Origin of the sequence: Micromonospora foliorum (genome assembly GCF_022229015.1) — a bacterium.
Classification (GTDB): Bacteria; Actinomycetota; Actinomycetes; order Mycobacteriales; family Micromonosporaceae; genus Micromonospora; species Micromonospora foliorum.
The window spans coordinates 1-12351 of record NZ_JAKKFF010000055.1; the positions used below are offsets into that span (position 1 = coordinate 1).

Genomic DNA, 12351 nt, shown 5'->3' on the forward strand with positions numbered 1-12351 from the left:
GAGAAAGCACCGGGAATGGAGTTAAGACGTGGGCGTGTACGGTGTCCGGTGGCGCCGGTGATGGCCGGTCTGCTGCGCCAGGAACCGGCCGCGCGGATGGCCGCCGACGTGGCCGAACAGTTGCTCCGGGCGGCGCTGGCCGGCACCCCCCGGCCGCCCACCGCGGTGACGTGGCGTCCGGCGCCCGCCGCGCCCGCGCCACTGCCGATCACCGCCCATCCGACCGACGCGCCCCACGTACCCCGGTCGTCGGCCCCCGTGGCGGCGGATCGTGCCGGTCGGGAACCGGCCCGCCGACGGAAGACCTGGCTCCTCGGTGGCCTCGCGGGCCTGGTCGCGCTCGGCCTGGCGGCCGGGGTTCCGCTGGCCACCCGCCGTGCGTCACGACCGGCCGGGGGAGGGGCCGAACTGGTGGACGCCGCCGTGCCGGGTGCGCCGGCGACGCCCGGTTCCGCACCCACGACCGCTGCCCTCCAGCCGATCTCGTGGTCGGTCTACCGGGACAGCAGCGGCTTCTCGCTGCCGGCGCCGCGCGACTGGCAGATCGTCCGGCGCGGGCAGCGGGTCGAACTCCACGAGCCGGGTGGCGAACGGATGCTGGTCGTCAGCCAGACCGACTCGCCGCGCAGCGACCCGCTGACCGAGTTGGGCGGCCCGGCCGTCAGTGAGCGGTACCGCGACTACCGCCGGATCGAGCTGCTCGCCGTCAACTACCAGCTCAAGGCCGCCGACCTGGAGTGGGTCTACACCAGCGAGGCGGGCACGGCGATGCGCGGGCGCCAGCGCACCTTCACGACGGCGAAGCGTCAGGGTTACAGCATCGCCTGGCTGACACCCGAGTCCGCCTGGGCCGTGGCCGGGGCGGACGCGTTCCGGGAGGTCACCGCGGGCTTCCGGCCGGCGTCGACGGCGGGCGGGGCCACGCCGTCCGCCACGCCGGACCGTCGAGTGTCGCCGACGCCGAGCGTGCCCCCGGCGCGGTCGGGCAACCGGCTCGTCGGGGTGGCGAGCAACCGCTGCCTGGACGTCAGCACGCCGGACTCACCCGACCCGGTCCGGCTGAGGATCTGGGACTGCCGGGACGACCGCGCCTCCCGCCAGCTCTGGGCGATGCGGTCGGACGGGAGCGTGCAGTTGGGTGGGCGTTGCCTGGACGTGCTCGGCGCGTCCAGCGACGCCGGGGCGGCGATCCAGCTCACCACCTGTAACACGACCCCGGCACAGCAGTTCACCCTGAACGAGGCCCGGCAACTCGTCAACGCGCACAGCGGACTGTGTCTGGGCACGGTCGGCCAGAGCACCGCGAACGGCGCGGTGATCGAGCAGCGCAGCTGTAGCGCCGGCACCAGCCATCTGCAGTGGACCCGGCGATAGCGCCAGCACAGCAAACGAGGGCCGTCCTCCCGGTGGAGCGGAGGACGGCCCTCGTTTGCTGTGGTCCAGGTCAGGCGACCGAGGCGGGGAACCGTTCCCAGACCCGGTGCGCGGCCATCAACTGCTGCACCGCGGTCAGCGCCTCGGCGCCCGAGCCCGCCGCCACGACGCCCGGGGTGCCGGCGACGCCGGCCTGCTCCAGCACCGTGACGCCGGCGCCCCAGGCGCCGATCGCCTTGGCGTGCCGCCAGCACTCCTCGACGAGCAGCAGCACGCGGGGGTCCACGGTGGCCGGGGCGGGACTTCCCGCCTTGGCGTCGCGGGCGGGCAGGGCATCCGGTGCGGGTGCCGGCGCTCCGGCCAGCAGGACCGCGTCGAACTCGACCGACCGGCCGGTGGCGAAGGTGCGCTGCACCGAGAGGTCGCCCACCATGCCGCCGTGCGGGGCGATCAACAGCGGCACCATGCCGGCGGCGAACACGGCCCGGCGGACCTCGTCGACGCCGTCCAGGTCGCCGTCGGGATCGACGACGATCCCGACCATGCGACCGTCGCTCGGCCACTCCCGACCGACCTGCGACAGCGCCGGGCTGGGCGTGACGTCGGGGAGCGGCACGGTCGGCTGCGGCGCGGGCAGGCCCAGGCCGGTGGCGACCTGCTCGCAGAGCACCGGGTCGATGTTGGCGAGGCTCCGCAGCTGACGCTCCTTGATCGACTGGTGGTAGCACTTGCCCAGCTCGAAGGTGTACGCCCGGATGATGTGCTCCTTCTCGACCGGCGACATGCTCAGCCAGAAGAGGCGGACCTGGCTGTAGTGGTCGTCGAACGAGGCCGGGTTGGCGCGTACCTTCGGTGCCTGCGCGACCGTGACCGGCACGTCGACGAAGGCGTGCTCGGCGTCCCCGGCCGGGAACGGGTTGCCCCCGTCGAGCGAGTTCGGTCGGTACGGCGCGACACCCGCGTGCACGGCGTGCTGGTGGAAGCCGTCGCGCAGCATGTCGTTCACGGCGGCGTGCGGGCGGTTGATCGGGATCTGCGTGAAGTTCGGCCCGCCCAGCCGGGTGAGCTGCGTGTCGAGGTACGAGAAGAGCCGGCCCTGCAACAGCGGGTCGTTCGTGACGTCGATGCCCGGGGGCAGGTGACCGAGGTGGAAGGCGACCTGCTCGGTCTCGGCGAAGAAGTTCGTCGGCGTCCGGTTGAGCACGAGCCGCCCGATCGGCTGCACCTCGGCCAGCTCCTCCGGCACGATCTTCGTCGGATCCAGCAGGTCGATGCCGGCGAAGGTCTCCTCGGGAGTGTCCGGGAAGACCTGGATGCCCAGCTCCCACTCGGGGTACGCGCCGGCCTCGATGGCGTCGTAGAGGTCGCGGCGGTGGAAGTCCGGGTCTATGCCGCCGATCAGCTGCGCCTCCTCCCACGTCAGCGAGTGCACGCCCAGCTTCGGCTTCCAGTGGAACTTGGCCAGCACCGTCTCCCCGGCCTCGTTGACGAGGCGGAAGGTGTGCACGCCGAAGCCCTCCATCGTCCGGTACGAACGCGGGATGCCTCGGTCGGACATGTTCCAGATGGTGTGGTGCTGCGCCTCCGTGTGCAGCGACACGAAGTCCCAGAAGGTGTCGTGGGCGCTCTGCGCCTGCGGGATCTCCCGGTCGGGGTGCGGCTTGCCGGCGTGGATGATGTCCGGGAACTTGATCGCGTCCTGGATGAAGAAGACCGGGATGTTGTTGCCGACCAGGTCGAAGGTGCCCTCGTCGGTGTAGAACTTGGTGGCGAAGCCCCGGGTGTCGCGGACCGTGTCGGCCGAACCCCGTGAACCGAGCACGGTGGAGAACCGGACGAAGACCTCGGTCTCACGCCCCTTCTTGAGGAAGCCGGCCCTGGTGACCGCCTCGGCGGTGCCGTACGCGGTGAAGACACCGTGCGCGCCGGCGCCCCGGGCGTGCACCACGCGCTCCGGGATGCGTTCGTGGTCGAAGTGCGTGATCTTCTCGCGTAGGTGGTGGTCCTGCAGGAGCACCGGGCCGCGCGGGCCGGCCTTCAGCGAGTGGTCGGTGTCGCGCAGCCGCGCCCCGTTCGCGGTCGTGAGGTAGGCCCCCTGCTGACCGTTCGCGATCGTCGGCGCACCGGTCTCCGCGCCGGTCGGCGTGCGGGTCTGCGGTGCCCCCTGTTCCGGCTTCGGCGGCAGCGGGTCGTGCGGCGTCGTCGGCTCCTCGAGGGGCGGTGGCGCGCTCCCCGGCGCACCCGGCACGTCCGGGGTGAGGGCGTCGGCGATCTTTCCTGAGGCGGTCTTCACGGCGTTCTTGACCGCCTCGGCGGGCTTGCTGGAATCCACTGGATGAACCTCTCCATGGCGCGTGTGCGGGCCGGCGCCTGCCCTGCTACCCCTGGTCAGAGGGCCGAAACACAACTCGTCTCGGCATCCTGCGTCGGGACTGGTGATTTCGCCGATGCCGGGATCGGCGGAGCAGCCAAAACTGACACACGTCGATATCCCTCGACTTTAGGGAGTGCCCGACGTGTCCTCACCAACCACCACCCGTCCCCGTTCCGTCGCAGCCCGTGCCACCCGGTTCGCGCTGGCCGCCGTCCTGGCCGCCGGCGGCGTCCTGGCCGGATCATCCGGCGCCGCCCAGGCCGCGAGCCCGTACGAGCGGGGCCCCGCCCCGACCACCGCGATCCTGGAAGCGAGCCGCGGCCCGTTCGCGACGTCCTCGCAGAGCGTGTCCTCGCTGAGCGTCACCGGCTTCGGCGGCGGCGTCATCTACTACCCGACCAGCACCAGCGAGGGCACCTTCGGCGCCATCGCCATCTCGCCCGGTTACACCGCCGCCTGGTCCAGCATCAGCTGGCTCGGACCGCGAATCGCCTCGCACGGCTTCGTGGTGATCGGCATCGAGACCAACACCCGGCTGGACCAGCCGGACAGCCGGGGTCGGCAGCTTCTCGCCGCGCTGGACTACCTCACCCAGCGCAGCTCGGTGCGCACCCGGATCGACAGCAGTCGACTCGCGGTGGCCGGCCACTCGATGGGTGGCGGGGGCAGCCTGGAGGCGGCCTCGTCGCGACCGTCGTTGCAGGCCGCGGTGCCGCTGGCGCCGTGGAACACGGACAAGAGCTGGTCCGAACTGCGGGTGCCGACGCTGATCATCGGTGGCGAGAGCGACACCGTCGCGCCGGTCGGGACGCACTCCGTGCCCTTCTACAACAGCATCCCGGCCTCCGCCGAGAAGGCGTACCTGGAGCTGAACGGGGCGAGCCACTTCTTCCCGCAGACCACGAACACGCCGACCGCGCGGCAGATGGTGGCCTGGCTGAAGCGGTTCGTCGACGACGACACCCGCTACGAGCAGTTCCTCTGCCCCGGCCCGAGCGGCTCGCAGATCGAGGAGTACCGCAACACCTGTCCCAGCGCCTGACGGCGGTCACGGGGCGGTCGCCGCTGGCGGCCGCCCCGTCCACGTGCGCGCGGCGGCATTGAAGGTCTTGACGCCAAACCCGAGAAACGTACACTGCGAGTGTAAATAAACACCCGCCACGACAGAGGGATGGGTGATGGAGCGCGGCCTCGAACTGCACCACATCGGCGTCCGTTTCGGCGGCCTCACCGCCCTCGACGACGTCTCCCTGCGGGTGCCACCCAACCAGGTGGTGGGCGTCATCGGGCCCAACGGCGCCGGCAAGACCACGCTCTTCAACGTGATCTGCGGCTTCGTCGCACCGGAGACGGGTTCACTCACCCTCGACGGCCGGCCGCTGCGACCACGGCCGCACCGGCTGACCCGGCTCGGCATCGCCCGGACCCTGCAGGGCACCGGGCTCTTCGCCGGGCTGAGCGTGCTGGAGAACGTGATGACCGGGGCTTCGCACACCGCCCGTGCCGGCTTCGTCCCGGCGCTGCTCGGGCTGCCGGCCAGCGACCGCGACGAGCGCCGGCTCCGCGCGGACGCCCTGGCAATCCTCGACGAGCTGGGCATCGCCGGGCACGCCGAGGCCGCGCCGGCCACCCTGCCCTTCGCCGTACGCCAGCGGGTCGCCCTGGCCCGCGCGCTCGCCGCCCGGCCCCGGCTGCTCCTGCTCGACGAGCCGGCCGGTGGCCTCGGGGCCGACGACATCGCCGAGCTGGCGGAGCTGGTCCGGCAACTGCCCCGGCGGGACACCGACCCCTGTGCCGTGCTCCTGGTCGAGCACCACATGGACCTGGTGATGGCTGTCTGCGACGAGCTCGTGGTGCTCGACTTCGGCCGGGTCATCGCCGCCGGCACCCCGGACGAGATCCGCGACGACCCCGCGGTCACCGACGCGTACCTCGGTGCCACCGTCGAGGAAGAGGTGTCCCCATGAGCGGCACCGACCTGCTCGTGGTGCGGGGGCTGGTCGCCGGTTACGGTGCCGCGCCGGTGCTGCGGGCCATCGACCTCACCGTCCCGGCCGGCACGATCGCTGCGGTCGTCGGCGCCAACGGCGCCGGCAAGACCACCCTCCTGCGCGCGCTCAGCGGCATGATCCGCCCAGCCGCCGGCCAGGTCCTCCTGGCCGGGGAGGACCTTCGCGGCACGCCCGTGGAGCAGCTCGTCCGACGTGGCATGGCGCACGTCCCGGACGGGCGGGGCGTGATCAGCGAGCTGACGGTCGACGAGAACCTGCGACTGGGCGGGTTGTGGCGGCGCGACCGGGCCGACGCGGGTCGGGCCCTCGACGAGGTCTACCAGCTCTTTGAGCCGCTGGCCCGACGCCGCCGGCACCTCGGCCACCAGCTCTCCGGCGGTGAGCGGCAGATGCTCGCGCTCGGTCGGGCCCTGGTCGGCCGACCCCGTCTGCTGCTGCTGGACGAGCCGTCGCTCGGCCTGGCGCCACGGGTGGTCGCCCGGACCATGGCCCTGCTGCGCCAACTGCGCGACCGCACCGGCCTGACCGTCCTGCTGGTCGAGCAGAACGTGCGCAGCGCGCTCGCCGTCGCCGACCAGGGCGTCGTGATGTCTCTCGGTCGGGTGGTGATCGCCGCCCCGGCGGTGCAGCTGCGCGACGACGTCGACCTGCGCCACGCGTACCTCGGTTTCTGACCACCACCTCGTCCCCCGGAGGGAGAACTGTTGGACCGCTTCGTCTTCCTCACCGTCGACGGCCTGTCCCGGGGCGCGGTGTACGCCGCGTTCGCGCTGGCCCTGGTGCTCATCTGGCGGGCGGCGCGGGTCGTCAACTTCGCCCAGGGCGCGATGGCCGTCGCCGCCGCGTACGTCGCCTACACCGTCAGCGCCGCGACGGGCTCCTACTGGCTGGGATTCGTGGTCGCGATCGTCGCCGGCCTGCTGCTCGGTGCGCTGGTGGACCGCGTGGTGATGCGGCACGTCGATCACGCCTCACCGCTCAACCCGGTGATCGTCGCGCTCGGGCTGGTGCTGCTCATCCAGGCCGTGCTGGGCATGGTGTACGGCAGCGAGTTCCGCCCCGCCGAGGCCCCCTTCAGCCGGTCCGCCCTCACCGTCGGCGGGGTCGCCGTGCTGTCCCCGTACGACCTGTTCGTCTTCGCCACGATCGGGGTGGTGGTCAGCGCCCTGGCCTGGATGTTCGCGCGTACCCCGGTGGGGTTGCGGATGCGCGCGGCGGCCTTCGCTCCGGAGGTCTCCCGGCTGCTCGGGGTCAACGTCGGTGGCATGCTGACCCTCGGCTGGGCGCTCGCCTCCGGGGTGGGCGCGCTGGCCGCCATGCTGGTCCTGCCGACCGAGTTGGGCCTGCACCCGCACGCGATGGACCTGGTGTTCGTCTCGGCGTTCACCGCGGCGGTGGTCGGCGGGCTGGACAGTCCACCGGGGGCGGTGGTCGGTGGCCTGGTGGTGGGGTTGCTGCTCTCCTACGTGAGCGGCTACGCCGGCAGTGACCTCACCCCGCTCGCGGTGCTGGTCCTGCTGCTGGCGGTGCTGCTGGTCCGGCCCGGTGGGCTGTTCGCCCCGGTCGCGGCGAGGCGGGTGTGAGCGCCACGAGGGCGGCCCTGCCGCCGACACACCAGCTCGACGACCCGGGCGGCCGACCGGTCGACCGGCGACGCGGCTCCACCCTGCTGCGCCACCTCGCGGTGGTGTTGGCCGCCGGGTTGCTGCTGGTGGCGCTCAGCTACGCCGTCGAGCCGTTCCGCAACTTCCAGCTCGCCACCGTGGCCGCCTACCTCTGCGCGACCGCCGGCCTGACCGTCCTCACCGGGCTCAACGGTCAACTGTCGCTCGGGCACGGCGCGTTGATGGCCACCGGGGCGTACACCGTGGCGCTGTGCCAGACCGCGTTCGCCGACCGGGGGATGACCGGCGGCTGGTTGCTGCCGCTCTCGCTGGGTGCGGCGATCCTCAGCACCGTCGCGGTCGGCGCGGTGGTCGGTGTGGCCGCGGCCCGGCTGCGCGGCCCTTACCTGGCCGGGGTCACCCTCGCGGTGGCCGTGGTGGTGCCGGCGCTGGCCGTCACGTTCGACGGCGTCTTCAACGGTGAGCAGGGGCTGTCGGTGCCGGTGGAGCCGCCGCCGCTGTCGCTCGGCCCGTACTTCCCCTACGAGCGGTGGCAGCTCTGGGTCACCGGCGCGGCCACCCTGCTCGCCCTGCTGCTGCTGGCGAACCTGATCCGCAGCCGGTACGGGCGCACCTTCCGGGCGGTCCGTGACGACGAGGTGGCCGCCCGCCTCGCCGGCATCCACGTGGCCCGCACCCAGGTCCTCGCGTTCGTGGTCAGCGCCGCCACCGCCGGGCTCGGCGGCGCGTTGCTGGCGGTGCTCGCGCAGAGCGTCTCACCCGGGGCGTTCTCGCTGACCCTGTCGCTGTTCCTGCTGATGGCCGTGGTGATCGGTGGTCTGGGCCGACTGACCGGCGCGCTGTGGGGGGCCGTCCTGCTGGTCGCCCTGCCCGATCTGACCCACTCGGTGACCGAGATGCTCACGCTCTCGCCCGCGTTGGCGCAGCGGCTGGAGGGCAACCTCCCCCTGGCGATCTTCGGACTCACCCTGATCGTCGTCATGATCGCCGCACCCGGCGGTGTGCAGGGTCTGCTGTCGCGTCTCGGTCGGGCGTTGCTGGCCAGGCGACCGACCCGGCGTTCCTGAGCTGTCCTCGGTCCGGCCTCGGCCGGGCGCCCCACCACCACACCGTTCCCACAGACAACCGGACCGAGAAAGGTCGGTGTTTCCCATGCACCGTAAAGCGCATCGCGGCCTCGCGATCGCCAGCACCCTTGCCCTGCTCATCACCGCAGCCGGCTGTAGCGGCGACGACGGCCCCGGCTCCGGCGGCGCGTCGGTGCCGGGCGTCACCGACACCGAGATCGTCGTCGGCACCCACATGCCGCTCACCGGGCCGGCCTCGGCCGGCTACTCGAAGATCGCCCCGGCGACGAAGGCGTACTTCGACTACGTCAACGCCAACGGCGGAGTGCACGGCCGGAAGATCACCTACAAGATCATGGACGACGGCTACAACCCGGCGAACACCCAGCAGGTCGTCCGTCAGCTCGTCCTGCAGGACAAGGTCTTCGCCGTCCTCAATGGTCTGGGCACGCCGACGCACACCGGTGTGCTCGACTTCCTCAAGAGCAACCGGGTGCCCGATCTCTTCGTCGCCTCCGGCAGCCGCAGCTGGGACCAGCCGGACAAGTATCCGGGCACGTTCGGGTTCAACCCGGACTACACGGTCGAGGGCAAGATCCTCGCCAACTACGCGAAGCGGGACCTGGCCGGGCAGAAGGTCTGCTTCCTCGGTCAGGACGACGACTTCGGCCGAGACAGCCTGGCCGGCGTGGAGAAGGTGCTCGGCCCCGGCGCCGTGGCGGTCAAGCAGACGTACGTCACCAGCAACACCAACGTGGCGCCGCAGATCGGCGCGTTCAAGGCGGCCGGTTGCCAGGTCGTCGTGCTCGCCACCGTGCCCGGTTTCACCGCGCTCTCCATCGGCACCGCGGCACGGTTGGGCTTCAAGCCGCAGTGGCTGGTCTCCAACGTCGGCGCCGACCACCCGACCCTGGCCAAGCAGCTCGGCGCCGCCGCACCGCTGCTGGAGGGCATGGTCGGCACCAACTACCTGCCGATGCAGAACGACACCGCGAACCCCTGGATCCAGCTCTTCACGAAGGTCAACAAGGAGCACAACGGGGACGCGCCGTTCGACGGCAACACCGTCTACGGCATGTCGGTCGGCTACCTCTTCGTGCAGGTGCTGCTCGCCGCCGGCAAGGACGTCACCCGGGAGAAGGTGCTGGAGGCCGTGCAGAAGGGCGGCTTCCAGGGCCCCGGGCTGGTGCCGCTGCGCTTCTCCGCCAAGGACCACTCCGGGTACGGCGGCCAGCGGTTGAGCCGGGTGAGCGGGGGAGTGCAGAGCTACTTCGGGCCGGCGTACGAGACGGACGAGGCGGACGGGTCGGTCAACGAGTACACGGCCACCCCGGCCGCGCCGCCGGCGAACGGGGTGCCGACCGTCTCCTGAGGCCCCGTAGCCCCGACGTCCGACCGGGTGTGGTCCCGCGTGACCACGCCCGGCCGGACGGCTGCGCGCGTGCTGCTGGCGCGGCCTGCCGGCCGATCGTCGGAGGCGTTGACCGATACCGATCGACGCTCCTACTATCTGCACCGTGAATGCATATTCGGGCCGACTCGCGGACCGGGTCGCCATCGTCACCGGCGCCAGTCGGGGCATCGGTCTGGCCATCGCCCAACGCCTGGTCGCCGAGGGCGCGCGAGTGGGTCTGACCGCCCGCCGCCCCGAGGGGCTGGCCGAGGCGGTCGCCACCCTGGGCGGCCCGGCGCACGCCCTGGCGGTGCCGGGTCGGGCCGACGATCCCGCGCACCAGGCCGCCGCGGTGCGCCAGGTGAGCGCGGCGTTCGGGCCGGTGGACCTGCTGGTCAACAACACCGGCATCAACCCGGTGCACGGCCCGCTGGTCGAGCTGGACCTGGCCGCCGCCCGCAAGATCCTCGACGTGAACGTGATCGCCGCGCTCGGCTGGGTACAGGAGGTCTGCGCCGCCGGCATGACCGGGCGCGGCGGCTGCGTCGTCAACGTCTCGTCGATCGCCGGGCTCGGTCCGTCACCCGGCATCGCCTGCTACGGGGTCAGCAAGGCCGCGCTCAACCACCTCACCGCCAGCCTCGCCGTGGAACTGGGGCCCACGGTCCGGGTCAACGCGGTCGCCCCCGGCGTGGTGAAGACCCGTTTCGCCGCCGCCCTCTACGAGGGGCGTGAGGTCGAGGTCGCCGCGCGCTACCCGCTCGGACGCCTCGGTCTGCCGTCGGACGTGGCTGGCGCGGTCGCCTTCCTGGCCTCCGACGACGCCAGCTGGATCACCGGGCAGACCATCGTCTGTGACGGCGGCGTCTCGCTGACCGGCCGAGCCGGATGACGACCTCGGCGGAGCGTCCGATGCCGCTGATCAACGCCTGTCTAGACTCGGCGGTGCGTCGGCGGACGCCATGGCGGTGAGAGGGCGGGGGCGAATGGACGGGGTCGATGTGGCGGGCCGGGTCGACGGGCGTACCGCCCGCGCCGAACGGACCCGCGCGGCCATCGTCGAGGCGCACCTCGCGCTCATCTCCGAGGGCGACCTCCGCCCGACCGGGGAACGCATCGCCGAGCGGGCCGGCATCTCGCTGCGCACCCTCTGGACCAACTTCAAGGACATGGAGACGCTCTTCGAGGCCAGCGGCGCGGAGGTGCTCCGCCAGCAGGACGCCGCCTACCGGCCGATCTCACCGGGGCTGCCGTTGGCGAAGCGGGTCGACGCGTACTGCCGGCAGCGGGCTCGGCTGCTCCAGCTCATCGCGCCCTCGGCGCGGGCCGCCCAGATGCGTGAGCCGGTCTCGGAGCAGTTGCACCGCAACCGTCTCAAGCACATCGAACGGGTCCGCGACGAGGTGGAGGAGCTCTTCGCCGTCGAGCTGGCCGAGGCCGGGTCGGGGCGGGAGCAGTTGCTCAACGCCCTGGTGGCGGCGAGCACGTGGCAGGCCTGGTCGATGCTGCGCTACGGGCTCGGTCTCGGCGTGGACCAGGCCCGTGCCGTGATGTCCCGGACCGTGGGCGCCCTGCTGGCCGAGGTCGCGCCCGACTGATTCCGGCCCGGCCCGATATCGCCCCCTCTTTCCATTCGGTTTCCGATGGGTAACACTGGCTGGCATGGTTACTGCATCAAGAGTGCAACTAACCGTGCTGCGTGGCCGGGACGACGAGTGCCGGGCTGTCCGGAGCCTGCTCGACGGCATGACCAACGCCGGCGGTGCCCTGCTGGTGCGCGGAGAGCCCGGATCGGGCCGGACGGCGCTGGTCGGCTACGCGCACCGGCACGCCGAGGGCTGCGCCGTGCTCGCCGGCAGCGGGCTCGCCGAGGAGGCGGCCCTGCCGTACGCCGGCCTGCAACGACTGGTCGACCCGGTGCTCGACCGGTCCGCCGCCCTGCCCACCGAGCAGCGCCAGTTGCTGCGACGCGCGCTGGCCGGGGAGGGCTGCCCGGCCGACCGGCAACTGACCCTGTCAATGGCGGTGCTCGGGCTGCTCGCCGCCGCCGCCCGGGACCGGCCGTTGCTCGCCACCATGGACGACATCGACCGGGGTGACCCGCAGACCGCGCAGGTGCTGGCGTTCGTGGCCCGCCGACTGCGGCACCTGCCGCTCGCCGTCCTGCTCACCGCGGACGTCACGGCCAACCTCGACGGGATACCGGCACACCGACTGCGCCCGCTGACCGAGTCCGAGAGCACCGCCGTCCTCACCGACCGGCTCGACCGGCTGATCGAGCGCGAGGGCGTCGACCGGCTCCCCGACCGGCCCGCCGCGTCGGCCCTGACCGCGTTGGCTGCGATCGGCGGCGGCAACCCGCAGGCCCTGGTGGACCTCGCCGAGGTGCTCACCGCGGGGCAGTGGCGGGGGGAGGAGTCGTTGCCCGTCGCGCCGCCGGCGGACGGCGCGCTGGGTCGCGCGTACCGCGCCCGGCTGGACCGGCTGCCACCGGAGACCCGACGGG

Annotated in this window: 11 protein-coding genes; 10 read left to right on the forward strand and 1 reads right to left on the reverse strand. The window is 72.5% G+C overall.

Translation table 11 applies throughout. The features are described from left to right. Positions 1 to 48: 48 nt before the first annotated feature. Positions 49 to 1374 (forward strand): RICIN domain-containing protein, encoded by a 1326-nt coding sequence (locus PSH25_RS33885; protein WP_238657883.1) that lies wholly within the window; start codon positions 49 to 51, stop codon positions 1372 to 1374. A gap of 70 nt (positions 1375 to 1444) precedes the next feature. Here the strand turns inward: PSH25_RS33885 and PSH25_RS05005 are convergent, their stop codons facing one another. Beyond that, positions 1445 to 3706, reverse strand: coding sequence for a catalase (locus tag PSH25_RS05005; protein WP_308193621.1), 2262 nt, complete (start codon positions 3704 to 3706; stop codon positions 1445 to 1447). Positions 3707 to 3890: 184 nt separating this feature from the next. Here PSH25_RS05005 and PSH25_RS05010 point away from each other — a divergent pair, with 184 nt between their 5' ends. From PSH25_RS05010 to PSH25_RS05050, 9 genes are all read left to right on the forward strand, one after another. Then, positions 3891 to 4790, forward strand: a complete 900-nt coding sequence (locus tag PSH25_RS05010) for an alpha/beta hydrolase family protein (RefSeq protein WP_238657884.1) — start codon at positions 3891 to 3893, stop codon at positions 4788 to 4790. A gap of 136 nt (positions 4791 to 4926) precedes the next feature. Continuing rightward, complete coding sequence (locus PSH25_RS05015; RefSeq protein WP_238657885.1) at positions 4927 to 5715, forward strand: ABC transporter ATP-binding protein; 789 nt, start codon at positions 4927 to 4929, stop codon at positions 5713 to 5715. Continuing rightward, positions 5712 to 6434, forward strand: a complete 723-nt coding sequence (locus PSH25_RS05020; protein ID WP_238657886.1) for an ABC transporter ATP-binding protein — start codon at positions 5712 to 5714, stop codon at positions 6432 to 6434. The genes PSH25_RS05015 and PSH25_RS05020 overlap by 4 nt, the downstream gene beginning before the upstream one ends. A 30-nt stretch (positions 6435 to 6464) precedes the next feature. Beyond that, positions 6465 to 7343, forward strand: coding sequence for a branched-chain amino acid ABC transporter permease (locus tag PSH25_RS05025; RefSeq protein WP_238657887.1), 879 nt, complete (start codon positions 6465 to 6467; stop codon positions 7341 to 7343). After that, entirely contained in the window at positions 7340 to 8452 is a 1113-nt protein-coding gene (locus tag PSH25_RS05030) for a branched-chain amino acid ABC transporter permease (protein ID WP_238657888.1), read from the forward strand. The genes PSH25_RS05025 and PSH25_RS05030 overlap by 4 nt, the downstream gene beginning before the upstream one ends. Positions 8453 to 8537: 85 nt before the next feature. Next, positions 8538 to 9824, forward strand: coding sequence for an ABC transporter substrate-binding protein (locus PSH25_RS05035; RefSeq protein ID WP_238657889.1), 1287 nt, complete (start codon positions 8538 to 8540; stop codon positions 9822 to 9824). A gap of 145 nt (positions 9825 to 9969) precedes the next feature. Then, positions 9970 to 10737 (forward strand): SDR family oxidoreductase, encoded by a 768-nt coding sequence (locus tag PSH25_RS05040; RefSeq protein WP_238657890.1) that lies wholly within the window; start codon positions 9970 to 9972, stop codon positions 10735 to 10737. A 94-nt stretch (positions 10738 to 10831) separates the two neighbouring features. After that, positions 10832 to 11443: a TetR/AcrR family transcriptional regulator gene (locus PSH25_RS05045; protein WP_238657891.1), complete on the forward strand. Its 612-nt coding sequence runs from the start codon at positions 10832 to 10834 to the stop codon at positions 11441 to 11443. Between the two features lie 64 nt (positions 11444 to 11507). Next, the coding region (locus tag PSH25_RS05050; protein ID WP_238657892.1) for an ATP-binding protein at positions 11508 to 12351 on the forward strand (844 nt) is incomplete at its 3' end.